Below are 25205 nucleotides of genomic sequence, written 5' to 3' on the forward strand. Positions count from 1 at the left end.
CTATGTGTATTGGAGTCCCGGGGCAGGTTCTGTCCGTTGGTGAAGATATTCACCAGCTTGCGCAGGTTGAAGTGTGCGGCATCAAGCGTGATGTGAATATTGCCCTGATCTGCGAAGACAGCCCTGCAACGCTGGTGGGGCAGTGGGTGCTGGTGCATGTGGGATTTGCCATGAGCATCATTGATGAAGAGGAAGCCAAAGCCACATTAGACGCGCTACGCCGAATGGAGTATGACGTTACCAGCGCCTGATAATCCCTGAAGGCAATCTATCAAGCGGCCTTGCAATCGTTGTATACTAATATATATATCGATTGTGAGGACATCTCCCATGTTTAAATCCTTACGCCAGCTCTCCCTGCTGGCGTTGCTTTTTTCCCTGCCGTTTATGGCTCAGGCCGAGCGTACGTTTACCGATCAGATTGGTCGCCAGGTTACCGTCCCGGATACGGTGGATCGCGTGGTGGTACTCCAGCATCAGACGCTGAATTTGCTGGTGCAGATGAACGCCACCGACAAAATTGTTGGCGTGATGGCGAACTGGAAACAACAGCTTGGCGACGGTTATGCCCGCCTGGCGCCGGAGCTGACAACGAAAGCCGCGTTGGGTGATTTAACCCACGTTGATGCGGAAAAACTGGTCGCGCTGCATCCGCAGGTGGTGTTTGTCACTAACTATGCGCCGCAGGAAATGATCGACAAAATCAGCAGCCTGGGCATTTCGGTGGTGGCGATTTCTCTGCGCCATGATGCGGCGGGCGAACAGGCTAAAATGAACCCGACAATGACGGATGAAGAGCAGGCTTACGATCAAGGGCTGCGTGAAGGGATCACGCTGATTGGCGATATCGTCAATAAACCTGACGAAGCAAAAGCGCTGATTGCCGCAACGGATAAGGGGCGCAAGATGGTGAGCGATCGCCTGAAAGACATCCCGGAAGATCAACGCGTTCGCGCCTATATGGCGAACCCGGAACTGACCACCTACGGCTCCGGTAAATATACTGGCCTGATGATGGCGCACGCGGGGGCGTTGAACGTGGCGGCATCGACCATCAAAGGCTTTAAGCAGGTCGCAATGGAGCAGGTTATCGCCTGGAATCCGCAGGTGATTTTTGTTCAGGATCGCTATCCGAAAGTGGTGGATGAGATCCTGCAAAGCCCGCAGTGGCAGGTGATTGATGCGGTGAAAAATCATCGCGTCTATCTGATGCCGGACTACGCGAAGGCCTGGGGCTATCCGATGCCGGAAGCGATGGGCATTGGCGAGCTGTGGATGGCGAAAAAACTCTATCCGCAGAAATTCCAGGATATTGATATGCGCAAGGTCGCGAATGACTGGTATCAGCGTTTTTATCGCACTGACTATCAGGGCGTTGACTGATGAAAATCCTTGCCGCAGGCAGTCTGCGTGCCGTCTGGCAACCGCTAATGGCCTGTTTTCAGGCAGAGACGATCCGCTGTGATTTCGGCCCGGCGGGATTGCTGCGTGAACGGATTGAAGCCGGTGAGCCGTGCGACTTTTTCGCCTCGGCTAATGTGGCGCATCCGCAGGCGCTGCTGGCGAGCGGGCGGGCGCTGTCGGTTTCGTCCTTTGCGCTGAATCGCCTCTGCCTGACCGTGCGTGCTGACGTTATGCGGGAGGGCGACGACTGGCGGTCGTTGCTGATGCGCGAGGATCTGCGAATTGGCACATCAACGCCGGGCTGCGATCCTTCCGGTGATTACACGCAACAGCTTTTTTCGCGAATGGGAGCCGTCGGCGAGGCGATCCGCTCGCGTGCTGTGGCGCTGGTCGGCGGCCGGGATTCTTTGCTGCTTCCCGCCGGAGCGCTGGCGGCGCAATGGTTAATCGACCACGATCACACGGATGTTTTTATTGGTTATGCCAGCTATGCCCCCAGACTGCGGCAAATCAGTACCCTGCGCGTGGTTGATATTCCTGAACCGTATAATCCGATCGCTGAGTACGCGTTTGCCTGTCTGACGGCGCGCGGAAAACCGCTTGCCGAATTTCTGCTTTCCACTCCGGCAGGACTGATTCTCATGCAACATGGGTTTAATTAAACGCCGACTATTACAAACCCGTGGGCCTGATAAGCGAAGCGCCATCAGTCAATATAACGCCTGATGGCGACATTAAAATCTCATCCGGCATCACGGTTTAGCTCTGACGCTTATCTTCGGTTTGTGTGTCGAAGTCGCTGGCGTCGTGACGCTCATGAAGCTGCTCGTTGAGCGGCCCGTTGGTGCGGTTCACAATGCGCCCGCGTTTGACCGCCGGACGTTCCGCAATCTCTTTCGCCCAGCGCTGTATGTGCTTATAACTTCCCGCATCCAGAAATTCTGCGGCGTCATACACGTTGCCGAGCACGACACTGCCAAACCACGGCCAGACAGCCATATCGGCAATGGTGTATTCATCGCCCGCCACATACGGATGACGCGCCAGCTGCTTATCCAGCACGTCCAGCAGACGCTTGGCTTCCATCGTAAAACGGTTGATCGCGTACTCTATTTTCACCGGCGCGTAGTTGTAGAAGTGACCAAAGCCGCCGCCGAGGAACGGCGCCGCCCCCTGGAGCCAGAATAACCAGTTCAGGGTTTCGGTACGTTTAGCGAGATCCTGCGGCAGGAAATAACCAAATTTTTCCGCCAGGTAGAGCAGGATTGCGCCGGACTCAAAGACACGCAGCGGCGGGTTTTGCGAGTGGTCGCGCAGCGCCGGGATTTTTGAGTTTGGGTTCACATCGACAAAACCGCTGGAGAACTGATCGCCGTCGCCAATGCGAATCAGCCAGGCGTCATACTCTGCGCCCGTCACGCCCTGCGCCAGCAACTCCTCCAGCATGATGGTCACTTTCTGGCCGTTTGGCGTTCCCAGGGAGTAGAGCTGTAGCGGATGCTTGCCGACGGGCAACGTCTTGTCGTGAGTCGGGCCAGAAACGGGACGGTTGATATTGGCGAATGCGCCGCCGCCTGCGGATTTATCCCACGTCCATACTTTCGCGGGTTGATAAGTATTCTCTGACATGTTGACCTGCCTTCTGGGTTGGTGTGTTGAAGCAGTGTAGCAGTCGGAGGCCATGCGGTTTAACAGATTGGGACATTAAGCGCCGGTTTTTTCGCTGGAAGGGGAACACAATATAACTCGTTAATTGTAGCCCGCCTGTACTCCATCAAGAGGAAATCAATATCAGACGGAAATTGTTACCGTACTCGCCATTAAAAATTGGCAGTGAATAAGCAGTAACAATGAAAAATGGTGTTCCAGGAGTAAGCGGTTATCAGGGCCCGGCGGGCGGCTGGGGAGCTGTGAAAGCGGTCTCTGCGTCGGTGTTTTCCCAAAAGGCCGTCACGCGCGATATTATCGCGATGTTCAAAATGAATCAGGTCAAAGGCTTTGACTGCCCTGGCTGCGCATGGCCTGACCCTGGCCATCGGGCGCCGATGGAACTTTGTGAGAATGGCGTCAAAGCGGTCTCCTGGGAAACCACCAGCAAGAAAGCCTCACCGGCGTTTTTCCGTCGTCATCCGGTGTCCACCTTATGGCAGTACAGTGATTACGAGCTGGAAAATATTGGCCGCCTGACGCACCCGATGAAATATGATGCCGTAACCGATACCTGGCAAGCCGTGGAATGGGACATCGCGTTTCAGGAAATCGGCGAACGCCTGCGCAGCTACGATTCCCCGGAACAGGTAGAGTTTTATACCTCCGGTAGAACCTCGAATGAAGCGGCGTTCCTGTATCAGCTGTTTGCCCGCGAATACGGCAGCAACAACTTCCCGGACTGTTCCAATATGTGCCACGGCCCGACCAGCGCAGGGCTGACGCGCGCTATTGGTCTGGGGAAAGGCACCGTTGAACTGGCGGATTTTGACCACTGCGATCTGGTGATTTGCATCGGGCATAATCCGGGAACCAACCATCCTCGTATGCTGACCACGCTGCGCGATGTGGCAAAGCGCGGCGCCAAAATTATCGCCATCAATCCGCTGGCGGAGCGAGGACTTGAACGCTTTAGCTTCCCGCAAAGCCCTAAAGAGATGCTCACCGGCCAGGCGACCGAACTCAGCAGCAGCTACTACCAGGTGAAAATGGGCGGCGATGCGTCGTTGCTCAAAGGCATGATGAAGGCGCTGATTGAAATGGATGAGGCGCGGGTGCTGCTAAACCAGCAGCCTTGCCTCGATCATGAGTTTATTGCTGCGCATACCGCCGGTTATCAGGCGCTGTATGATGACCTGCGCCAGTGCAACTGGGCGGAACTGGAAGCAGATTCAGGTCTGACGCGCAGCCAGATGGAAGATTTAGCGCACAGCTACAATAAATCGCGCGCCACCATCATTTGCTACGGCCTGGGGATCACCCAGCATAAAAACGGCACCGGGAATGTGCAGCAGCTGGTTAACCTGCTGTTGCTGAAAGGCAATATCGGAAAGCCGGGCGCGGGTATCTGCCCGTTGCGTGGGCATTCCAATGTGCAGGGCGACCGTTCGGTAGGGATTAACGAAGCGGTGTCAGACGCCTTCCTGCAACGCCTTGAAGCGCGTTTTGCCATTACCGTTCCTCGTCAACATGGCCGCGCCAGCGTGGAGAGCATTCGGGCGATAGAGCGGGGCGAGGCTAAGGCGTTAATCTGCATGGGCGGCAATCTGGCCGTGGCGATGCCGCAGCCGCAGCGGACGTTTGCGGCGATGCAAAAGCTGGATATGCAGGTGCATGTGGCAACCAAACTGAACCGCTCGCACCTGCTGCTGGCGAAACATAACTATCTGCTGCCCGCGTTGGGCAGAACGGAGCGCGACCTTCAGGCGACGGGGATTCAGTCCGTCACCGTCGAGGATTCGATGTCGATGGTGCACGCCTCCTGCGGCTCTCTGAAACCGGCTTCGCCGTGGTTGAAATCGGAACCTGCGATTGTGGCGGGAATGGCACGCGCCACGCTTGCGCGCTCGCCGGTGAACTGGGAAGAGATGGTGGGAAACTATGCTCTGATCCGCGACGCCATTGAAGCCGTTATTCCGGCGTTTCATGACTACAATGCCCGCATTGCCGCGCCGGGCGGATTTCGCATGGACACGCCTGCCTCGCGCCGTGAGTGGCATACCGGGAATGGCAAAGCCAACTTTGTCGTTAGCCAGCAGCGCGCCGTTGAGCGTCAGCAGCAACCCGCTGATGCGCTGGTGCTGGCAACGCTGCGCAGCCACGATCAGTACAACACCACCATTTATGGCCTGAATGACCGTTATCGCGGCATTACCGGCCGCCGTGACGTCGCGTTTTTAAATGCGGCGGAAGCCAGGGCGCGCGGGCTGGCGCAGGGCGATGTGGTGACCATTCAGGCGCTGGACGATCATGGCCGCCCCTGTGAGGATCGCGCGATGTGCGGGCTGACGGTCGTGATCTACAACATGGCGGCAGGATCGATTGGCGCCTATCTACCGGAAGCGAATGTGCTGTTGTCTCTGGATGCGGTCGATAGCGAAAGCCTGACGCCAGCCTATAAGAGCGTGCCGGTGGTTATCAATAAAACATAACATCGTTCCCGCTATGAATTTTTTGTCTCTGTGCGCCGTCTGGCCGGGTAGAGGTGTATGATGAATCGACCTCTGTCCGGTTAGTGTTATTGAGCAGGCAAGCAGAGCGAAAAATTCACGCCATACTGCTCAGGCTGTATTGTTTTGAGGTAAGGTGCATGAGCAAAGGAACGACCCGTCAGGATGCCCCATTCGGGACATTATTGGGCTACGCCCCCGGTGGCGTAGCAATCTACTCTTCAGATTACAGCTCCCTCGACCCACGGGAATACAGCGATGATGCCGCGTTTCGCAGCTACATCGGCAACGAGTATATGGGCCATAAATGGCAGTGCGTTGAGTTCGCCCGCCGCTTTCTCTTTCTCAATTATGGGGTTGTGTTCACGGATGTCGGCATGGCGTGGGAGATCTTCTCGCTGCGTTTCCTGCGCGAAGTGGTGAACGACAACATCCTGCCGTTACAGGCGTTTCCCAATGGTTCGCCCCGTGCGCCGGTCGCTGGCGCGCTGCTTATCTGGCAAAACGGCGGCGAGTTTAAAGATACCGGCCATGTGGCGATCATTACCCAGTTGCTGGACAACAAGATCCGTATCGCCGAACAGAATGTGATCCACACGCCGCTGCCTCCAGGGCAACAGTGGACCCGCGAGCTGGATATGGTGGTGGAAAACGGCTGCTATACCCTGCGCGATACCTTTGACGACACCACGATCCTCGGCTGGATGATTCAGACCGAGGACACGCAGTACAGCCTGCCTCAACCAGACATCGCCAACGATTCACTGAAGATTCGCGGCGCGCGGCTGGAAGAGAAAGGGCAGTTTGACGGCAAATGGCTGGATGAGCGGGACCCGCTGCAAAAAGCCTATGTGCTGGCGAACGGGCATGTGATTAATCAGGACCCGCATCAGTATTTCACCATTACGGAAAGCGCCGAGCAGGAGCTGATTAAAGCCACCAACGAGCTGCATCTGATGTACCTGCATGCCACCGACAAGGTGCTGAAAGACGATAACCTGCTGGCGCTGTTCGACATTCCGAAAATCCTCTGGCCGCGTTTGCGCCTCTCCTGGCAGCGTCGTCGCCACCATATGATCACCGGTCGTATGGATTTCTGTATGGATGAACGCGGCCTGAAGGTGTACGAGTACAACGCCGATTCCGCATCATGCCATACCGAAGCGGGGCTGATCCTCGAACGCTGGGCCGAAAAGGGCTACACCGGGAAGGGGCATAATCCGGCGGAAGGGTTGATCAACGAACTGGCGGGTGCATGGAAACACAGCCTCGCGCGTCCTTTCGTCCACATCATGCAGGATAAGGACATTGAGGAGAACTATCACGCCCAGTTTATGCAGCAGGCGCTGCGCCAGGCCGGGTTTGAAAGCAAAATTCTCCGGGGACTGGATGCGCTGCGTTGGGACGATGCCGGTCAGCTGATTGACGGCGATGGCCGCCTGGTGAACTGCGTCTGGAAAACCTGGGCGTGGGAAACCGCAATTGAACAGGTGCGTGAAGTCAGCGAGACGGAATACGCCGCCGTGCCGATTCGTACCGGCCATCCTGAAAATGAAGTGCGGTTGATTGATGTGCTATTGCGACCGGAAGTGCTGGTGTTTGAACCGCTGTGGACGGTGATCCCCGGCAATAAGGCTATTTTGCCTATCCTGTGGTCGCTCTTCCCGCATCACCGCTATTTGCTGGATACCGATTTCACGGTTAATGACGAACTGGCGCGCACCGGTTATGCGGTGAAACCGATCGCCGGGCGCTGCGGCAGCAATATCGATCTGGTGAGCCATCAGGAAGAGTTACTCGATAAAACCAGTGGGAAATTTGCCGCGCAGAAAAACATTTATCAGCAGTTGTGGTGTCTGCCAAACGTGGCCGGGAAGTATATTCAGGTCTGCACTTTCACCGTTGGCGGCAACTATGGCGGTACGTGTCTGCGTGGCGATGATTCGCTGGTTATCAAAAAAGAAAGCGATATCGAGCCGTTAATTGTGGAAAAAGGGGAATAGCCTCTTCTGAAAAAGAGCCTTGGGCGTGATGCGCCAGCGTCCGCCCTGGCCATTCAATGCCCGGAGATTCGTGACAGACGTTCTGTCGGGAGTATCAGGCAATCATCCGGCAGGATTAGGCTCACTCTGCCATTCATCAAGCCGCTACAGTTTCAGGTGGAAAACAAACAACTGGAGCTGCTATGAAAACCATCGGTTATGCTGCATTAAACGCGACTACGCCACTGGCCCCTTTTACGTTTGAACGACGCGCATTGCGTGCCAATGATGTGGCGATCGAGATCCTGTGGTCAGGCGTCTGTCACAGCGATCTGCATCAAACCCGTGACGACTGGAAAGAGTGGGGCGCGACGATTTACCCCTGTATTCCCGGACACGAAATTATTGGCCGGGTGATTGATGTCGGCAGTAAAGTGACGCGTTATCAGGTCGGGCAACAGGTGGCGGTCGGAACCCTTGTCGATAGCTGTCAGGAGTGCGATCAGTGCCGCAGGCACGAAGAGCAAATGTGCCGTGAGTTTCCGACGGTGACCTATAACGGGCGTGACCGCATCTCAGGAGACGTCACTTACGGCGGTTACTCGAAACATATCGTGGTTCGCGAGGAGTTTGTCCTGAATCTGCCGGAAGGCCTTGATCCGGCCAGAGCGGCGCCGTTGCTCTGCGCGGGCATCACCGTTTACTCGCCGCTGCGGACCTGGAACGTTGGCCCCGGCTCGCGCGTAGGGGTGATTGGCATCGGTGGCCTGGGGCACCTTGCGGTTCGTCTGGCGGCCGCTTTGGGCGCAGAGGTGACGGTTATCACCCGCAGTGAGTCAAAAGCGAAAGAGGCGCATGAGCTGGGCGCCGAACACGTTCTGCTCTCGACTTCCGCAGAGGCGATGAATAACGCGGCGTCCTCTTTTGATGTGATTATTGACACCATCCCGACGCGCCATGATGTTTCACCCTACGTTCAGCTACTTGATGTGGAAGGGGCGCTGGTTATTGTCGGTAATCTGGGGAATATGGAAGGGTTCAGTACCTTGCCGCTGATTCTGGGGCGTCGTCGCATCACGGGTTCACCGTCTGGCGGGATTGCACAAACGCAGGAGATGCTGGATTTCTGCGCCCGCAAAGGTGTGTACCCGGAGTGTGAGATCATCGATATCCAGCAGATTAACCAGGCTTTTGAGCGTATGGAGCGGGGTGATGTGAAATACCGCTTTGTGATTGATATGGCTTCACTGTCGAACTGACGGTAAGCAACGCATATCGGATCGGCTGTTTTGCGGTCCGATATGCGTGTATCAGCGCGGTATCCCGGTCAGCGTTCCCGCTTCCCGGACGCGTTCTGCGCCTTTCAGCGACTGCACTTTATCGCCGATTGGCGTGATGCCGAACAGGCGTTTGTACTCCCTGTGAAACTGACTGACGCTTTCATAACCCACTCTGATGGCCGCTGTCGAGGCATCCACATTATCTGACAACAACAGGCGTCTGGCTTCATGGAGCCGTAATTGCTTCTGATACTGCAACGGGCTCATGTTGGTCATGCGACGAAAGTGGTGATGCAGCGTCGAAACGCCCATTCCTGCAATCCCGGCCAGATCCTCCATTTTTAACGGTTGGGAATAGTGCGTGCGTAACCAGTTGATTGCGGAAGATATCCTCTGGCTGCTCGATCCCGTCAGTACGGTTTCCCGCAGCGTCATACCTGCCGGGCTGGTTAAAATGCGATACAGAATTTCCCGATGAATCAGGTTGCCGATATACCCTTTATCCTGCGGGTGTTCTGCGAGCGTGATGTAGCGCAGTATGGCGTCAAACAAAAAGCGGTCGGCATGGCTGAGCGAAAGTCCTTCGCCTGCGAATCCCACGTCATTGCCGTGCTGTTCCATATCAACCAATACTTCGCGCGCAACAGATAAATCCAGTTCCAGCAACAGCGATATAAAAGGACGCTCGGTGCTGGCCTGCATCACTTCGGCGACGGTTGGCAGATTGACCGCCGTCAGAAGAAAACGGGATTCGTTGTACACATAGGCCGTATCGCCTAACGTGACGCGCTTTTCTCCCTGGAGGATCAGCGACACGCTGGGCTGGTAAATATAAGAAAGCGGCGGCATTGGGCCGTGGAGTTCAGCTACGCTCAGACCGGGGAACGGGCAGACGACCCGCTCCTGATGTTCGGTATATGTTCTGACTTTTGCGGTAATTTCGTGACGCAACGATGCGGTGTCCTGCCGCAGGCGATCATCCTGTGAGTTCGGGCGGTGATCCAGCATGGTCAGACTCCTCAACATAGGTTCGTATGTTTTAAACTGGAATGCAGCCGCCCGCGACTCCTTTTTTTGCTAATTGACTTGCCAGCCCATCCGTCGTGGTTGGTATATCAGCTATTCACAAAGGCCAGCAGGTCGGCGTTAACCCGATCTGCATGCGTGGTGGGGATGCCGTGCGGGGCTCCCTTGTACGTATTCAGCGTACCGTTTTTGAGCAGCCCGGCTGAAAGTACGCCGGAATCATGGTAGGGAACGACCTGATCGTCATCGCCGTGGATAACCAGAACCGGGATAGTGATGCGCTTGAGATCTTCCGTGAAATCCGTCTGCGAGAACGCGACGATACCGTCGTAGTGCGCTTTGGCTCCCCCCATCATTCCCTGACGCCACCAGTTCCAGATGACCGCCTCAGACGGACTGGAACCCGGACGGTTGTAGCCATAGAAGGGACCCGCAGGGATATCGTAATAGAACTGCGCCCGACTGGCGGCCAGCTGTGCCTGGAAGTCGTCAAACACCGACCGGGGCGTACCCTGCGGATTGCTGTCGGTTTTTACCATCAATGGCGGAACTGCGCTGATCAGCACGGCCCTGGAGACGTTATCTTCGCCGTGACGCACGATATAGCGCACGACCTCGCCACCGCCGGTTGAATGCCCGACGTGCATTGCGCCCTGGACGCCTAAATGCTTAACGACTGCGGCAACGTCATCGGCATAATGATCCATGTCATGACCGTCCCACACCTGGCTGGAACGTCCATGACCACGCCTGTCGTGCGCGACGACCCTGAACCCCTTGTCCACGAAAAACAGCATTTGAGCATCCCAGTCGTCGCTGGAGAGCGGCCAGCCGTGGTGGAAGAAGATCACTTTTCCCTCTTTCGGTCCCCAGTCCTTATAGAAAATATCAACGCCATCGCTGGTTGTTACGTAACCCATATCGTTTCTCCGGTTCAGTAAGTTGTTAAAGGGAGAGACTTGTCTTGCGCGTAGCGCCAGGTCGTTGGCTCCCGGAAAAAGGAGAAACGTCAGGGTCTGCGCGCGCGTCCGGCAACGATCTTCTGTTGACCGTTTAGAGAGTATAAGTTTAAAGTTAACTTTAAGGTCAAGAGAGGTCTGTAAACGGTATGAAGATTGGTGAACTGGCAAAAGTAACGGGGCTTACGCCCTCCCGTATTCGGTTTTACGAAGCAGAAGGGCTGATCAGTCCTCCTCAGCGTCAGAGCAACGGGTATCGTAATTATTCGGCGGAGGTGGCGAATCTGCTGAAGATTATTGATAACGCTCAGCGTGCCGGTTTTTCACTTGGGCAGATCCGCTGCTTTTTACCGCAGGAGCAGAAAAAGTGGGATCACGAGGGGTTGATACAATCCCTGGAGAGGCGTATCGCGGAGATCGAACTCATGCAGAAGCAGCTTGAAGAGAGCAAGAGCGAGTTGCTGAGTCTGATCGCCAGTATTGCAAACCGGCCTGACGGGATTTCCTGTGAGGACAACATGCAGCGGCTGATAGGGCAATTGCGTAATCCGGCGACCGCCACGGAAAACCGGTAAAATAAATGGCGGGGGGACGTGGTTCAGCTTCGGTCTTGCCGCCCCCTCACTGTCTTATTGGTATGTCATGGTAAATGACAAAACGCCATTCGCTGCACCGGTCGTGATGGTGTCTCCGGTCTGGTAATAACGCGCTTTCAGCGGTACCGTGAATCCGCCGCCGGAGGATGAAGTGCCAACGGCGACGTCAGAACCCAGCGCCATCGGCTGATTGTTATAAAGTAATTGGATTCCCACGCCCGTGGCGGCATTATTTCCGCCAATGGTTTTCAGCACGCCTTTGCTCGCATCAAAAATATCGCCTTCCATCTTAACGCTGACCTTTGTTCCGGCGTTACAAACCATCGGCAGATCGAAAGACTGCGTGTGTGCGTCTCCCGGCGTGGTGCCTTTGCCATTAAAGGCTTGTTTATCCACGTCCTGCATATTCACGGGGATAAACGTCGTTTGTAGATTACAGGCTGGCGTGGTAACCGTGAACGCGTTGATATTGACGGAAGATTCGGGTGAATGCCACAGCAGCGCGTTATTTAACATAACCAGCGATCCCACGGTTCTTGCCGTTATGGTTCCAGACCCGGTTTCGGCTGCCGTCTTATAAAACGTCACGATAACCACGCCATCCAAATTGCTGTTCACCATCCCCGCCATATTTTCACAGAGCTTAGCGGTATTTATGTCTCCCCGTATGGTATTGCTTCCCGTAACGGTCACGATGCCTGCGGCACATTTTGTCGTTGCGGCGGACAGGGAATACCCCACGCCGCTAATGTTCGTTTTATATATCTGACGCCCGTTGAGTGACGAATCGAATGTGCCGATGGCTCTGATACCAAAAATCTGCCTGGATATAACGCCCTCAGCGGAGTCCCAACAGTTAAAGGCATTAATTGTCGGTGTAATAACCTGTGTTCCTATTATTGAGCCTACAGGGAGATCCCGCGAGATAGTTACATTCTGCGGTGAGATCGTTGTTGTTGACGTAACCGTAGTGCAGTTCCACGCCAGGGCGGTGTGTGAAAATAATCCCAGCGAGGTAAAAATTAAGCTGATTAAAATTCGATACATTTTTCTTTCTCTCCAGATCAGTGGCATTGCGCGATGACTGTTTGCGGTTTGTCAGCGATCTGCGTTATCTGATACGTTGCCTGACAACTTCCCTCGGCCCAGTTAACGATCACAGTCCCGTTTTCCGGTACGCCGTTGAGCCAGACGCGTTTGCGATCGTCAACCATTCCTTCTGGAATGTTGTCGTGATTTTTAATACGGGTCGTCGCGCCAAACGGAATCTCTTTCCCGGTGAACTGAAGCATGACCTTATAACCGGTGACGGTAGGATAATCAGCCAGCGCCAGCGCGCCTTTGGTCGGTACAACGGTGTAGGTGTCATTCAGCACATCGGTATGCGGGTTCAGCGATGCGGTATCCAATGACAGACTGTTCTGCCGATACGGCGTGACATACGGCACCACGGCAAAACCTCTGCTGTCGGTGTAAATCCCGCTGTTATTCGCCACTTTTACATCCGCCGCGTTGTCCGCTTTCACCAGTGCCATAGTTTCGCCAAGAGGCTGCGTGGCCGAGACGCCGTAAGGGTGAACCACAATGCCGCCCATCGCCCCAACCGACATCTGGCGGTTATCGCGAGAGTAGTTGTAACCAAGCTGATACTCGCCATGACGGCCTTTGTAATTGACGGAAGCGCTTCCCATCGCATCCGAGCCTTTGCTGTTGTAGCCCTGCTGTACGTTCCAGCTCAGGTTTTTATCTTCCAGCGCTGAACCGGATAACCCCACCTGCGAAGTCGTATCGCCTTTTTTGTTGCTGTTCCCGGATACCGTCATCCAGCTGTCTGGCAGGAAACGTGAGAGCGGAATCTGCATCGTCAGAGAGACGATATGATCGTTTTCATTGTGCCAGGGGCCGCGTGAATAGCTGTAGTTCAGGCCGTAGTTGATATTGTTTATGCTGGTGTTGTAACCCACGTTAACGCTGCGCTCGGTGTCGCCGCCCCAGTAATCCTGTTGCCAGGCGGAGAGGTTTATATTTCCCCAGTCGTCAAGTCGCTGGCTCAGCGTCACCTGCGCCTTGCTGCGTTTGTTCCGTTCATAGCGCCAGTTGTTGCCTTCACGTATTGTGTCGCTCCCCATTCGAAAGGTATTCACGTCCCCGTTCGCTTCCTGGAAATCACGAAAACCTGATGAGGAATAGCGATAGCCCATCAAACTGAATGAGGTGCCTGTCGAAGCAAAGTCTTTGGCGTATTGCGCGCGTAGCGACACGCCTTCTTCTGTCTTACCGGGCATTTGCGTACGGGCGAAAGTGGCGTCAAAAGAGAGCGAGCCGAATTCACCGAACCCTTTTCCGATCCCCAGTGCTCCGGCCCAGTAATCTGCGGATGCCAGCGTGCCGCCATATATCGTGCTATCCCAGGGTAAACCGTAGCTCAGCGTGCCCTGTAGAAATTCCGGCTCTTTATCTTTGCTGTTTGCCGCGCGATATTTCCCTGCTGCCAGCGCATATTTGAACTGACCTTCGCGTTGCATCACCGGCACCGCGGAAAATGGCTGAATAAACTGATGCACCGATCCATCCGCCTCACGTACCGCCACTTCCAGATCGCCGCTGGCGGTGGTCGGGTACAGATCGTCAATCGCGAACGGGCCTGGCGGCACATAAGATTGCCAGATAACGTTGCCACCCTGACGAATGGTGACCTGCGCGTTGGTCTGTGCAATACCGCGTACCACGGGAGCAAAACCACGGACGCTTTCCGGCATCATGCTGTCATCTGAATAAAGCTGCGCGCCGCGAAAATTCACGCTGTCGAACACACCGGCCTGCGTATAACCATCGCCTATGCTGAACTGACTTTTCAGAGCCTTAATGTCACGCTCCAGCGATGTGCCAAGGGTGTTCCAGTGACCAGCGCCATCGTTGTTGTTATAAGTGGCGTAATGACGCAATCGCCAGGGCCCAACGTTAATACCGCTACGCAGGTTCAAATAGCTGTCGTTACTCGACTTGTCGCTGCCATGCGTGTTAGCGCCTGAGAAGTTGTAGTTCAGGAACAGCATATTCAGTCCGTCATCCCACCGCTCAGGCGATACCGACCCCCGGGGATCGCGCTGTAGATACTCCTGCGGTACGGAGAGATCCAGGCGCATCCCGTCAAACTGGAAAATAAGCTGGCTGCCGGGAAGCAGTTTGCTGAGGTGTTCAACGTTCGCGGTATCTGCCATGTGCATCCATTCAGGTTGTGCATTGCGCTTAACGCCCCATTGCACCAGATCTGCACGAGTCAACACCGGTATTAACCCACTCTTACTGTCAATAAATGAAATATCCTGTGATGCCAGATAATTTCCATTTACATAGACATCAACGTGATAGACGCCAGGCACCTGCCCGTCAGCTTCATTAAAACGAGAAATATCAATATCACGCGGGATATTTCCACGGGTTTCAATAAAATCTGGAGAGAAATAATCGCTAGCCAGTACAGCAGGAGTATGCGTACACAGATAAATAAGTGTGGATAACCGAGTTAATTTAGCAAAACCCGAAACTGCATTGACATGAAACATGGCTTTGTAACCTACATTTTAAATTTATGTTCAGTCGTAATGCCTCCGAAGTCATTAATCGCACGCCACGATACTTCACCACCCGTTACCGCCGACTGAGGTAGCGATACCGTTTGAAATGGTAAAACCATTGGAGGTTTTGCTAGTTGTTTCCCATTCACCTTGATGTCGTATAGCGACACGCTATACGACGAGGGGTTATGCACACTTAACTTTCCACCCACGCTTGAAAACGTTAGCTGCTGATACGCAAGCGAAGGGTCGCCTTTTAATCCTGCCGGACGATAAAACAGCTTCATTTTACTTTTGACCGCAATCAATAATTCATTTTTAGCATCCGGTGATGACGAAGGGATTGCTTTAATATTCAACCAGTAAACACTTTCTCTGTCCGTAGGGAGCATGTCGCCTGATAACATAACGCGTACTGAATTCTGCGCCTGCGAATTTAATTTGAATAAAGGCGGCGTGGTGATGAATGCATTGTCACTGTCGTCGCCATTTTCACTTTTGCTCACCCATGACTGAATTAAATACGGCTTGTTATCTGGATTGTTAACGCTGATTGCCGCCTGATTGCCACTGCCGTTATAAATAAGCCGGGTGCCGCCTATTTCCACACCGCTTATTGCCGTTGCGGAGATAAACAAAAGACCAACGGCAATCTTTTTATAGATTTTCTGAAACATGAAGAGATCCTGAGTGAATTACTCAGGGCCGCGAAGGGCCCTGCTTTTACTGGTAAATAACGGTAAACGCGGTTGAAGAGTTTGCCGTACCCGCGCCAACAGCGCCGGTTGCCATATATTTGGCAAAGTAAGTCAGTGTGTTATCAACATCTTCTTCCAGCGCTACGCTGGAGGATGCGGAACCCACGGGGATCAGCGTTGAGTTGTCCTGCTCATAAATCGCGACACCAACATTCGACGCTGTCTGCCCATTGCTCAGCGCTAAAATAGAAGGGTTAATCGTGTCGGTGATGCCATCAAAACGAATACTGGCGTTGGAAATGCTGGCCGGGCAGGATTTCAGCACAATATTAAAACGCTTCGCTGCCGCCGTTGCTCCGCTACCGCCTGAGAATGCGGTTGTCGCGACAGTCCCCAGGTTGACAGGCTGCGCAATCGCAGAGGTATCCACCACACAGGCCGTACCGGTGATGCTGCCAGTAAAACTAATTACGCCGTCAGCAGCATTTGCCGCCTGAAATACAGAGAGCGATAAAATCGCGGAAATCAGTGCAATCTTTTTCATATAAGATCCAGTTAGTTAAGTTAATATTTAAGAAATAATATACTGATACTTTAAATGTTAATTAATAATGTGCTAATTCCCTCCAGTGAAATACTTATCTGACGAATGACATTGTCTGATTAACGAAATACTGTGTTCGCAGGTGTCCTGCTTATAACTTTCTACTCGTGCGATAGTTCGGTACAAAGATATACGATTGCCGACCTGAAGTTTAAAAACCAAACTGCGCCGGTGGGCATAAAATGTCTTAACCGTCATACCTAATTGTTTACCAATCTCATTCGCATCAAGCCCTTTTTGCATACATGAGAGCACTTCGCTTTCTCGCATTGAAAGCGTGTACTTCACCCGATAAATATATCGGGAATCATTGACAAACAGGCAGGACAGAATTTCATTAAGTCGGCTTCGCTTATCAACAAACGTAATACTCCGTAGATGTTTTAATGCATAGTAGTCAAGATCATTGCTTATAAACGCAATAATCTTCCTGTCTGCAAAAAAATGCTCTTTAACCTGCAGGAGGTTTGTTGTCTCAACATCTACTATGTAGTAATTTTCATCAATCAACTCCGATGTTAACAGCGTACTGATACCGACGATAAAAAAATAATCATCAGAAAAAACGGAGTTTGACAAATCCATAAAACTTCCCTTTTTGGCATGCCCTCTTTGGTTATTTAACGCCAGAAATTCACCTCATGTTTCTTTGTGAAATTTACAGAAAATAAAATCAGATGACACCACAAAAATAATGGATTTCGAATATAATCATAAAAACGATCGTTTCTTCTATTTGTTCCCTTTCAAAAGAACAACGATCCAGTGATTGCCGTCTTTATTGAAATAAAAAACTATTTATGTGCCATAAAAATGAAATTTAACACTATCACTATTGATAGGTGTAGTTTAATGGTTTGATGTCATTTGATAGTTGAAACTTGAAATGACGGTAAAAATGGATTTTTCTTAGGAAATATCCCAGGTTTAATTAACGAAATATATTCCGTCAGAACAAGGCTAATTTTACCTGGTTAACAACGGGACAACATCAGCGGCACCTTATTTTTCTGTCAGGTGCCGCCTACGCGTGTAGGAAGGTTATGGAATGAATGTTGCGATAGCCTGATCTAATTCATCAAGTAAGGCGTCGATGCGATCAAGGTCTGTGGCAAGGTCTGCGGCGGAAATGGCGTCAGGTAGTTTATCTTCCAGCGACTGCGCTACCTTCATCAATGCCTTAACGCCCAGCAGTTGGGCAGTCCCGTTAATGCGATGAATATGGCGCTTCACGGTCAGATAATCTTCAGTATGCGCCGCTTGTCGGGCGGAGACTAAATCACGGCGGTTCTCCTGCTGTGCATCTTTTAACGCTGTAAGCATGAGCGCCCGGTTGCCTTGCGCCAGCATACCCAGCATTTCGATATCAAACATCGTATTGGCTGTCTCACACATTCCTGAAAGGAAGTGCGAGATTTGCGATAACGTAATCGGCTTGAAAATACAGGCATTCATGCCTGCCGCAAGACAGCGTTCGCGTTCATGTTCTTGCGCTGAGGCGGTCAACCCCCAGATGGTGAGGTCGCGATTAAATTTCCGTACCTGACGGGTAAGTTCAATGCCGTCCATTGCGGGCATATTGAGGTCGGTAATAAGCAAATCATAATGCTGTTGCTGAAGGTGTCGTAAGGCCTCTTCGCCGTTTTCGGCTTCATCCGCAACAATACCTGACGTTGCAAGCTGGCGTTTCAGGAGCAGTCGACTGGAGGGATGATCGTCAACGATTAATACCCGCAGCGTCCCCTGAATAACGGGAGGGGGCGGGGGCGCGTCAATAGATACCGGCGTGATATCACGCGAGGTTTGCACGGGCAGGTTCAGCGTCAGGGTGGTTCCACGGTTTATTTCGCTTTGCAGCGCGATGGTTCCCCCCATTTGCGTCATCAATGCCCGGCTGATCGCTAATCCCAGGCCCGAACCGCGATGATGCTTACCCGCTTTCCCCTGACTAAAGGCGGTGAATAAACGGTTCTGTTCTTCAGTGCTAATACCCGGACCGGAGTCACTTACCGAGAGCGCCAGCATCGCGTTGGACTTTGTCGCCGAAATCCTGACATACCCTTGCTGCGTAAATTTAACCGCGTTGCCAATGAGGTTGGTGAGTACCTGCCCCAGCAACTGGGGGTCCAGATGCATCGCCTCTTGCGGGTCCAGCCGCGAGTCATAACGCAGGTCGATCCCTTTTTGGGCCGCCAGTGCGCTAAACAGAGTCATTTTTTCTTTTATCAGAGCATCAACATTTACCCACTGCGGAACGGTGTCTAAGAGTCCTGATTCAATTTTTTCCAGATCGAGGATCTCGCCAATCAGTTTTAACAATGATCGCGAGGCCTGGGCAGCCTGATCCACCGATGCTTTATCCTCAGGGCTGAAGCGAGCGGGGGAGAGCTGCAAGAGTTCCAGAAATCCCATAATTGCACTGACCGGCGTTCGGATCTCGTGGCTCATATGGGAAAGAAATTCCCGCTTCTCTTCATTGGCTTGCTGTGCCTTGTTTCGTTCCGCCTCCAGTAAGCGTTGAGAACGTTTCCTTTGGCGGACTTTCCGCGACAGGTAAACGGCCCACAGCAAGCTGCTCACCACCAGCAACGTCGCCAGTATCGCCACCAGATAGAACGGTCTGTTATACAACTCCCAGGTATCAATTTTGACGTCCGGCAGGCGTATCCATTTACTGACGATCTGGAAAATCTCTTTTTGCGGGATATCATCCAGGGCTTTGTCCAGGATCTGCCGAAGTTCCGGTTCGGAACGGGGAACGGCAAAACTGATTGCCGCCGGCGCTTCACCGGGAATCGGGAGCCAGGCGAGCTGATCGGGATAATAATGCTCGCTCATATAGCGGGCCGTCAGCTGATTTGAAATGGCCGCGTCCACCTTTCCCGTCGCCACGAGATTCAAGGCTACGCTGGAGTTTTCCACCTCTTTCCATTGGATGCCGGGGTGTTGGGCTTTAAGCTTTGCCAGTAACGCGTGGTCGGCGCCGATCGCCACACTCATCCCCGCCCGTAGCGTGGTCTCCTGCGTATTCTCTTTTCTGACAACGGTGACGAATTGGGTGGTAATAAAGGGATGGGTAAAGGAGATCGCGTTTTCACGGCTTAAATCGTAGGTTGCGGCCTGCACAATATGCCAGTTGTTTTTCTTCATTTCAGAAACCATTTCTTCGTTCGATTTGACGACAATGGTTTCAAACTGCATACCGGTTTGCAGACCGATCAGATTCAGGATATCCCCCACCACGCCCCGCGTTTCCTGGTTACTGTCGACCATAGTGTAAGGCGCAAACCACGGGTTAATGATGACACGCAGTGTGTTATGACTTTTTAGCCACTGTTTCTCTCGGTTGGTCAGGTTAAGCGGCTCTAACAGAAAGGACAGATTGCCTTTATCGATCATTGACTGGGCTATTTGCCCATGCACGTTTTCATCGATGGCGCTGAGCGTGTTATTCACAATTGTCAGCAGACGTTCCTGCGTTGGCAAAAATAAAAAGGCGCTTTTTTTCTGTGGTTCAGGCCAGTATTTCACCGTCGTCAACGCGAGGCTAAATTCCTGCGATAGCCAGGTGCTGGTTGTCAGTGAGTCGCCAACAAACCAGGCGTTTTGCCCATGCGCGACGGAGCTGAGTGCTTCCTGATAGGTGGGGTAATTAATGATCTCTGCGTTAGGAAATGACTGCTGAATAAACCCCTCATCAGGATAGTGATTCACAGTAGCGACCCGGGTGCTTTGCGCACTCTGCAAGGGAACCATGACATTGGCTAACGACGTCACTAAATTTGGCCAGGAATGTACCAGCGGCTGCGAGGACAGAATGCCTTCTTCGGTGAAAGGGCGACTCTCCAGACCGGTCAATACCATATCGACTTCGCCCGCTTTCAGCGCATGAATTGCCGATTCCTGATTTTTCCAGGCCGTCACGCTGATGTGGGTGTTGAGCGAATGCTGAATCAGCGCAAGATAATCGGCATTCATCCCACGGTAACGTCCTGTGAGCGTGGTCTGCACGAGGGGCGATTGCTCTGGTTGATAAACCGCAACCTTAAGTGTTTTTTTCTGCTTCAGCCAGCGCTTGTCATCCTCACTCAGATAAACAGGAACCGGCGTAATGTAATTGTAGCCCGACAACTCCAGCTCAACGGGTAGCTCATCCTGGGCATGAACGCCACGCCCGGTAATCGATAAAACAATGAGCACGAATATGAGCCATTTATTCATCATCAGGTCAGCTTATTTTGGTGGGCAAATGAGAGCAGTTCAATTAATGATTTGCAGCCTAACTTTTCCATTAACCGTGTTTTATAGGTGCTGACCGTTTTGCTGCTGATATGCATTGCATCGCCAATTTGTGAATTATCAAGACCATTAAGCATATAGCCCATCACCTTCATCTCCTGTGCCGAGAGGGATTCCAGGCGTTGTGCATCGGTTAACGCAACTGAGGGGGCTTCAAGGAAAAAAGGAAAATAACTATAACCATTTTGCGCTGCATTAATGGCGGCCAGAATGTTTTCCATATCCTGTTTTTTACTGATGAAAGCGTTAGCGCCCACCTGAGCGCAACGTTTGCTGTAGTAACGATCGTTTTTCGCGGACACGACAATCAGCACGCCGGTGAACTGCCGTGCTCTGAGCTTTTCTACCAGTTCGACGCCATTCACTCCGGGGATCTCGACATCCACGACAACAATATCCGCAGCCGTTTTTGTTAACGCTTCCAGCGCAGTCGCCCCGTCTTCATATTCGTTAATTACAGTAATGCGCTGTTTCTCCAGCACTCCACGGATAGCCAGACGCGCGAGGGGATGATCATCCACGATAATTGCAGTGCGTAACTTACTCATATTCATCCTGAAAGTTGTCATTCTGAATACAATATATACTAACGATAATAGCCTAAACGAGACGGGAGATGGATTTATATCGTGATGACTCAGGTGGTCATTGGCTACCAGACATACTGCCGTAATCGACTGATCGGTAGCGGATCTGGGGCTCTGCCGGGCGTTGGTGCAGCCACATCTGCAATGGATGCGCTGTCAAAAGATGAGTAGATGAATTTGATTTATCCGGCATTAAGCCGGGATATGGCTACCAGGAGATATCGGGAGTTATTATTCTCCAGCTATCAGATATTCCCTGGCGTTGAAGAGTTCGATTTTACATTTTCAACTTTTTTGTATGGGAATTTGTGGTATGAAAACATCTGTATATATGAATTTATTTCATTTAAATCAATATGATACGTTATTTTAAAGGCTCGGGGCTGTGTGTCTGTATCCCAAAAGAGTAATTATGTTATGTAACTTTATATATTATTATTTATTCCTGTTTTCTATTCTTCTTTTATTTGTTCAATCAGTCTGAACCGGGAAGCACACAACACAGGATTATTTTCATGGAGGTTATAATGAGTATGAAATATGTTGCTACCATCATAGTGGTAACATCATTACTAACTGGTTGTGCAAATGACAGAGTAAAACCAGAGCAATATTCAGGGTTCCTGAAGGATTATTCATCCTTGAAACCAGCCGTTTCTACTACCGGTGTGCCAGTTATGCGCTGGATCGATTCTAATGCTCATCTGGAAAATTATTCCAAAATTATTTATGAACCTGTTGTCTATTATCCTGAGCCTCGCTCATCAACTCAGGTAGGTGAAGCTGTTCTACAGGGGATTCTGGATTACACTAATCAGAGTATGAAAACAGCCGCCGCAAAGCGCTTTATGCTGGTTGATAAACCAGGCCCTGGCACCTTGATCTTCAGAGGGGCAATTACTGCTGTTGATACCAGTAATATGGGATTACAGTTTTATGAGGTAATCCCGATAGCGATGGTGCTGGCAGGAACACAGGTAATTAGCGGATACAGGACTCAGGAAACCAGACTCTACTTTGAAGGTGAATTGATTGATTCACAAAGTGGAAATGCCGTAGCTAAAGTGCTGAGAAAGGGGCAGGGTAAAGATCTTCCGAACAGTAACCAGTTACTTACAGTTGATGATTTGAAAGCGGTGATTGATAAAATGGCTTCCGATGCAGCTGTTTTCAACCTGTAATTTTGGGTTCTATTGTAGATAAGAACAGGGCTACGGCCCTGGATATTTTATTTCATTGTAGCGCCATCATAAGTACCTTAGCTATAAACTGAGAATCCATTTATTTGAAATAATGTAGTTAATTACATTTTTAAAATATAATTCAGTGAGGGTGTATGTTCCTGAACTATTTCTCTTTAGGAATGCTGTTTTTTGTATTCCTGATAATTTTTTATGGGGTCATCATGATTCATGATATTCCTTATATTATTGCAAAAAAACGTAATCATCCACATGCTGACGCGATCCATACAGCTGGCTGGGTTAGCTTGTTTACACTGCATATCATCTGGCCTTTTTTGTGGATCTGGGCCACGCTCTATCAACCAGAACGTGGGTGGGGCATGCAGGCGAATGCCGCTCAGTCTGAGAGAAATCCTGATATAGACGCATTAACAAAACGTATTGCAGATCTGGAGACATTGGTAAATAAAACACATAACAAAATAGATAAAGAATCACCGGAGATTTAATTGTGGATTTGCTTATTATACTGACCTATATTGCACTGGCATGGACAGTTTTTAAATTATTCAGGATACCAGTAAATCAGTGGACACTTTCGTCAGCTGCTCTTGGCGGTATAGGGCTGGTTAGTGGGCTTATTTTATTAATGAACTATAACCATCCCTATACATTTACCGCCCAAAAAGCAGTGATTTCTGTTCCTGTGATCCCTCAGGTTACGGGAAGGGTAATTGAAGTCATTGACAAACCAAATCAACTAATTAAAAAAGGAGAAGTACTTTTTAAAATTGAGCCTGATAAATATCAGTCTCGCGTCGAGCGTTTACAGGCAGATTTAGTCACGGCCATCCATAATGTTGAGGTACTAAAGGCCCAGTTGTCTGAAGCTCAGGAAAATACCATACGAGTCTCAGTTGAACGCGACCGTCTTTATAAAGATTATCAACGCTATGTGAAGGGGAGCCAGGCTAAGGTAAATCCCTTTTCTGAAAGAGATATAGACAATGCCCGACAAAGTTATCTGTCTCAGGATGCAGTAGTAAAAGCTTCTGTTGCCGAACAGGCTCAGATTCAGAGTCAACTGGACAGTAAGGTAAATGGCGAACAGTCCCAGATTGTTAGTCTGAGAGCGCAACTTGCTGAAGCGAAATATAGTCTTGCACAAACAATCGTCCGGGCCCCTGGAAATGGATACGTCACTCAGTTGTTGATTCAGCCCGGCACATATGCGTCTTCATTACCGCTTCGTCCCGTGATGGTCTTCATCCCGGAACAGAAACGACAGGTTGTAGCGCAGTTTCGTCAGAACTCATTGTTGCGTCTAAAACCTGGTGACGAAGCTGAAGTCGTGTTTAACGCCCTGCCAGGAAAAGTGTTTGAAGGGAAATTAATGAGTATTCTTCCTGTTGTGCCGGGAGGGGCTTACCAGGCCGAGGGCACACTACAGGCACTAACCGTTACACCGGCAATGGATGGGGTGATGGTAACTATTGAACTTGAACATAATGAATATATTGATGTGTTACCCGACGGTGTTTCTGCGCAGGTAGCTGCATATTCGGAACATTTCTCGCATGTTTCCGTATTGCGTAAGGTGCTTTTGCGTATGACAAGCTGGATGCATTATATTTATCTTGATCATTAATATTAATCAGCGAACGCAACCGGATGTAATTACTATGTTTGGTTGCATTGTCATCCTTGTTTTCTAACTTGAGAGATCTGTTTCTGGGCTAATGAACTCTGTTATCGGGAACCAATATAATGAAAATCAAAATGGGGATTAGTGAGCTATACTAATAATTACGCCACCTCATTGCCTGATGGGAGGTATTATGAATGTAAATTATTTAATACATGTGCATGCATTGTTGCAGTGGATCGAAGATCACCTTTCCGAAGAGTTAACGATAGAACTGCTTAGTCAAAAATCCGGGTATAGCAGTAGTTACTTACAAAAAATATTTAAAGATACTACCGGTGATTCATTATCAAAATATGTTCGTGGTCGACGAATGTTTAAGGCTGGCGTATTTCTGTGTTTTACCAGAGCCAGTGTTGGATATATTTCTGAGGTTTTAAGGTTTAATTCAATAAGTGCCTTTTCACGTTCTTTTAAAAATACTTTTGGGGTTTCTCCCCAAGATTTCAGGAGAAAAGGAGTTTTAAATGTCAGTAACACGATTGCAAAGGCCGAAGTGTTTAAGATTCCATGTGAAATTAAAACTATCAGTATGATTGATAATGCCAGTATCAGATTATACGGTCAATATTTTAACTATAGTGTAGATGCTATTGATTTTGATAAACCGCACTTCAATCAGCGGAAGCGTTTTAGGAAAAAATTCTTTCAACATCTGGGATATACACCCGAGCATTATTATGCCACTTCCCAATATTCACCTTCATGGCGAAGCGAGAGAGAAGTAGATATAAAATATTTTGTTGGATTAGCAGAACAACCTGATGGTATTGCTGGACTGGAGAATGCTGAATTTTGCTTACACTCAAATAAAATAGCCTGTTTTTATGCAGAGGGAATGTTTGTTAACCCTTTCTATATAGCGTTGTCAGCTAACATGAAAAGTATGTCGGAATTATTCACCGGATGGAACTGTAATTGGGATTTGGAATGTTTTTTAACTCATAACAGATTTACTGAATATCGCTATATTATTCCTGTATCCTGATATTAATAAACTGGCTTGATACTTTACCACAGTGCTTTGTATCTGGTTCATGCCAGCTTTACACATAAATAGACTACTTTACGAAATATCACAGGAGTAATAGGACGGAAATTTAACAGTCATGTCCAGCATCTCCGCAATCTTTGTTGCGACCCAGA

At 50.7% G+C, this 25205-nt stretch carries 21 protein-coding genes; 11 read left to right on the forward strand and 10 right to left on the reverse strand.

From position 1 onward, the window contains the following. The first annotated feature begins 2 nt into the window (after nucleotides 1-2). The 3 genes from hybG (at nucleotide 3) to OGX81_RS07995 (ending at nucleotide 2066) form a co-directional block, all read left to right on the forward strand. Nucleotides 3-251: a hydrogenase maturation factor HybG gene (gene hybG, locus OGX81_RS07985; protein ID WP_012135123.1), complete on the forward strand. Its 249-nt coding sequence runs from the start codon at nucleotides 3-5 to the stop codon at nucleotides 249-251. Nucleotides 252-330: 79 nt separating this feature from the next. After that, nucleotides 331-1383, forward strand: a complete 1053-nt coding sequence (locus OGX81_RS07990; protein ID WP_104868186.1) for an ABC transporter substrate-binding protein — start codon at nucleotides 331-333, stop codon at nucleotides 1381-1383. Continuing rightward, nucleotides 1383-2066 (forward strand): molybdate ABC transporter substrate-binding protein, encoded by a 684-nt coding sequence (locus OGX81_RS07995; RefSeq protein ID WP_104868187.1) that lies wholly within the window; start codon nucleotides 1383-1385, stop codon nucleotides 2064-2066. Before OGX81_RS07990 ends, OGX81_RS07995 begins: the two co-directional genes overlap by 1 nt. 97 nt (nucleotides 2067-2163) lie before the next feature. On the opposite strand, the gene yghU is transcribed toward OGX81_RS07995, so the two are convergent. Next, nucleotides 2164-3033: a glutathione-dependent disulfide-bond oxidoreductase gene (gene yghU, locus OGX81_RS08000; RefSeq protein ID WP_058668109.1), complete on the reverse strand. Its 870-nt coding sequence runs from the start codon at nucleotides 3031-3033 to the stop codon at nucleotides 2164-2166. A 221-nt stretch (nucleotides 3034-3254) separates the two neighbouring features. Between yghU and OGX81_RS08005 the strand changes: the two genes are divergently transcribed. From OGX81_RS08005 to OGX81_RS08015, 3 genes are all read left to right on the forward strand, one after another. Beyond that, nucleotides 3255-5543: an FdhF/YdeP family oxidoreductase gene (locus OGX81_RS08005; protein ID WP_104868188.1), complete on the forward strand. Its 2289-nt coding sequence runs from the start codon at nucleotides 3255-3257 to the stop codon at nucleotides 5541-5543. A 158-nt stretch (nucleotides 5544-5701) separates the two neighbouring features. Continuing rightward, nucleotides 5702-7564, forward strand: a complete 1863-nt coding sequence (gene gss, locus OGX81_RS08010) for a bifunctional glutathionylspermidine amidase/synthase (protein ID WP_012135118.1) — start codon at nucleotides 5702-5704, stop codon at nucleotides 7562-7564. A 182-nt stretch (nucleotides 7565-7746) separates the two neighbouring features. Then, entirely contained in the window at nucleotides 7747-8802 is a 1056-nt protein-coding gene (locus OGX81_RS08015) for an NAD(P)-dependent alcohol dehydrogenase (RefSeq protein WP_012135116.1), read from the forward strand. A gap of 51 nt (nucleotides 8803-8853) precedes the next feature. Here OGX81_RS08015 and OGX81_RS08020 read toward each other — a convergent pair whose 3' ends face one another. Together OGX81_RS08020 and OGX81_RS08025 are read right to left on the reverse strand one after the other, a co-directional pair. Further along, entirely contained in the window at nucleotides 8854-9831 is a 978-nt protein-coding gene (locus tag OGX81_RS08020) for an AraC family transcriptional regulator (protein ID WP_232103853.1), read from the reverse strand. Between the two features lie 107 nt (nucleotides 9832-9938). Next, nucleotides 9939-10769, reverse strand: a complete 831-nt coding sequence (locus OGX81_RS08025) for an alpha/beta fold hydrolase (RefSeq protein ID WP_012135114.1) — start codon at nucleotides 10767-10769, stop codon at nucleotides 9939-9941. Between the two features lie 188 nt (nucleotides 10770-10957). Here OGX81_RS08025 and OGX81_RS08030 point away from each other — a divergent pair, with 188 nt between their 5' ends. Beyond that, nucleotides 10958-11383 carry a MerR family transcriptional regulator gene (locus OGX81_RS08030; protein WP_104868190.1) on the forward strand — a complete coding sequence of 142 codons (426 nt, stop codon included), beginning with the start codon at nucleotides 10958-10960 and terminating at the stop codon, nucleotides 11381-11383. A gap of 54 nt (nucleotides 11384-11437) precedes the next feature. On the opposite strand, the gene OGX81_RS08035 is transcribed toward OGX81_RS08030, so the two are convergent. The 7 genes from OGX81_RS08035 to evgA all read right to left on the reverse strand — a co-directional run bounded on the left by OGX81_RS08035 (nucleotide 11438) and on the right by evgA (nucleotide 21131). Then, entirely contained in the window at nucleotides 11438-12478 is a 1041-nt protein-coding gene (locus OGX81_RS08035; RefSeq protein WP_223849107.1) for a fimbrial protein, read from the reverse strand. Then, the gene (locus OGX81_RS08040; RefSeq protein ID WP_104868192.1) at nucleotides 12469-14970 is read right to left on the reverse strand and encodes a fimbria/pilus outer membrane usher protein; all 2502 of its coding nucleotides are present in this window, start codon (nucleotides 14968-14970) and stop codon (nucleotides 12469-12471) included. The genes OGX81_RS08035 and OGX81_RS08040 overlap by 10 nt, the downstream gene beginning before the upstream one ends. 11 nt (nucleotides 14971-14981) lie before the next feature. After that, complete coding sequence (locus OGX81_RS08045; protein WP_104868193.1) at nucleotides 14982-15659, reverse strand: fimbrial biogenesis chaperone; 678 nt, start codon at nucleotides 15657-15659, stop codon at nucleotides 14982-14984. A 46-nt stretch (nucleotides 15660-15705) separates the two neighbouring features. Next, the gene (locus OGX81_RS08050; protein ID WP_012135109.1) at nucleotides 15706-16224 is read right to left on the reverse strand and encodes a fimbrial protein; all 519 of its coding nucleotides are present in this window, start codon (nucleotides 16222-16224) and stop codon (nucleotides 15706-15708) included. A 72-nt stretch (nucleotides 16225-16296) separates the two neighbouring features. Continuing rightward, the gene (locus OGX81_RS08055) at nucleotides 16297-16869 is read right to left on the reverse strand and encodes a helix-turn-helix transcriptional regulator (RefSeq protein ID WP_012135108.1); all 573 of its coding nucleotides are present in this window, start codon (nucleotides 16867-16869) and stop codon (nucleotides 16297-16299) included. A 456-nt stretch (nucleotides 16870-17325) separates the two neighbouring features. Further along, on the reverse strand, nucleotides 17326-20508 hold the full coding sequence (locus OGX81_RS08060; RefSeq protein ID WP_104868194.1) for a response regulator: 3183 nt from the start codon (nucleotides 20506-20508) through the stop codon (nucleotides 17326-17328). Continuing rightward, entirely contained in the window at nucleotides 20508-21131 is a 624-nt protein-coding gene (gene evgA / locus OGX81_RS08065; protein WP_371320451.1) for an acid-sensing system DNA-binding response regulator EvgA, read from the reverse strand. Before evgA ends, OGX81_RS08060 begins: the two co-directional genes overlap by 1 nt. A gap of 566 nt (nucleotides 21132-21697) precedes the next feature. Between evgA and OGX81_RS08070 the strand changes: the two genes are divergently transcribed. From OGX81_RS08070 to OGX81_RS08085, 4 genes are all read left to right on the forward strand, one after another. Continuing rightward, nucleotides 21698-22351: a DUF3313 domain-containing protein gene (locus OGX81_RS08070; RefSeq protein WP_104869105.1), complete on the forward strand. Its 654-nt coding sequence runs from the start codon at nucleotides 21698-21700 to the stop codon at nucleotides 22349-22351. Nucleotides 22352-22506: 155 nt separating this feature from the next. Next, nucleotides 22507-22863, forward strand: coding sequence for a DUF3302 domain-containing protein (locus OGX81_RS08075; RefSeq protein WP_071257857.1), 357 nt, complete (start codon nucleotides 22507-22509; stop codon nucleotides 22861-22863). A 2-nt stretch (nucleotides 22864-22865) separates the two neighbouring features. After that, nucleotides 22866-24002 (forward strand): HlyD family secretion protein, encoded by a 1137-nt coding sequence (locus tag OGX81_RS08080; RefSeq protein ID WP_071257858.1) that lies wholly within the window; start codon nucleotides 22866-22868, stop codon nucleotides 24000-24002. 190 nt (nucleotides 24003-24192) lie between these two features. After that, entirely contained in the window at nucleotides 24193-25047 is an 855-nt protein-coding gene (locus tag OGX81_RS08085; RefSeq protein WP_158661212.1) for a helix-turn-helix domain-containing protein, read from the forward strand. The last annotated feature ends 158 nt before the right edge of the window (nucleotides 25048-25205 follow it).

This window comes from Citrobacter sp. CK206 (genome assembly GCF_030333125.1).
Classification (GTDB): domain Bacteria; phylum Pseudomonadota; class Gammaproteobacteria; order Enterobacterales; family Enterobacteriaceae; genus Citrobacter_B; species Citrobacter_B koseri.

What these genes read in the sequence shown, in the direction of transcription:
- OGX81_RS08015 (WP_012135116.1), top strand. Translation starts at nt 7,747, where the DNA reads ATGAAAACCATCGGTTATGCTGCATTAAACGCGACTACGCCACTGGCC.
- OGX81_RS08060 (WP_104868194.1), bottom strand. Translation starts at nt 20,508, where the DNA reads ATGATGAATAAATGGCTCATATTCGTGCTCATTGTTTTATCGATTACC.
- OGX81_RS08025 (WP_012135114.1), bottom strand. Translation starts at nt 10,769, where the DNA reads ATGGGTTACGTAACAACCAGCGATGGCGTTGATATTTTCTATAAGGAC.
- OGX81_RS07990 (WP_104868186.1), top strand. Translation starts at nt 331, where the DNA reads ATGTTTAAATCCTTACGCCAGCTCTCCCTGCTGGCGTTGCTTTTTTCC.
- OGX81_RS08005 (WP_104868188.1), top strand. Translation starts at nt 3,255, where the DNA reads ATGAAAAATGGTGTTCCAGGAGTAAGCGGTTATCAGGGCCCGGCGGGC.
- OGX81_RS08050 (WP_012135109.1), bottom strand. Translation starts at nt 16,224, where the DNA reads ATGAAAAAGATTGCACTGATTTCCGCGATTTTATCGCTCTCTGTATTT.
- gss (WP_012135118.1), top strand. Translation starts at nt 5,702, where the DNA reads ATGAGCAAAGGAACGACCCGTCAGGATGCCCCATTCGGGACATTATTG.
- OGX81_RS08030 (WP_104868190.1), top strand. Translation starts at nt 10,958, where the DNA reads ATGAAGATTGGTGAACTGGCAAAAGTAACGGGGCTTACGCCCTCCCGT.
- OGX81_RS08070 (WP_104869105.1), top strand. Translation starts at nt 21,698, where the DNA reads ATGAGTATGAAATATGTTGCTACCATCATAGTGGTAACATCATTACTA.
- OGX81_RS08075 (WP_071257857.1), top strand. Translation starts at nt 22,507, where the DNA reads ATGTTCCTGAACTATTTCTCTTTAGGAATGCTGTTTTTTGTATTCCTG.
- OGX81_RS07995 (WP_104868187.1), top strand. Translation starts at nt 1,383, where the DNA reads ATGAAAATCCTTGCCGCAGGCAGTCTGCGTGCCGTCTGGCAACCGCTA.
- OGX81_RS08055 (WP_012135108.1), bottom strand. Translation starts at nt 16,869, where the DNA reads ATGGATTTGTCAAACTCCGTTTTTTCTGATGATTATTTTTTTATCGTC.
- hybG (WP_012135123.1), top strand. Translation starts at nt 3, where the DNA reads ATGTGTATTGGAGTCCCGGGGCAGGTTCTGTCCGTTGGTGAAGATATT.
- OGX81_RS08085 (WP_158661212.1), top strand. Translation starts at nt 24,193, where the DNA reads ATGAATGTAAATTATTTAATACATGTGCATGCATTGTTGCAGTGGATC.
- OGX81_RS08020 (WP_232103853.1), bottom strand. Translation starts at nt 9,831, where the DNA reads ATGCTGGATCACCGCCCGAACTCACAGGATGATCGCCTGCGGCAGGAC.
- OGX81_RS08040 (WP_104868192.1), bottom strand. Translation starts at nt 14,970, where the DNA reads ATGTTTCATGTCAATGCAGTTTCGGGTTTTGCTAAATTAACTCGGTTA.
- OGX81_RS08035 (WP_223849107.1), bottom strand. Translation starts at nt 12,478, where the DNA reads ATGCCACTGATCTGGAGAGAAAGAAAAATGTATCGAATTTTAATCAGC.
- evgA (WP_371320451.1), bottom strand. Translation starts at nt 21,131, where the DNA reads ATGAGTAAGTTACGCACTGCAATTATCGTGGATGATCATCCCCTCGCG.
- yghU (WP_058668109.1), bottom strand. Translation starts at nt 3,033, where the DNA reads ATGTCAGAGAATACTTATCAACCCGCGAAAGTATGGACGTGGGATAAA.
- OGX81_RS08045 (WP_104868193.1), bottom strand. Translation starts at nt 15,659, where the DNA reads ATGTTTCAGAAAATCTATAAAAAGATTGCCGTTGGTCTTTTGTTTATC.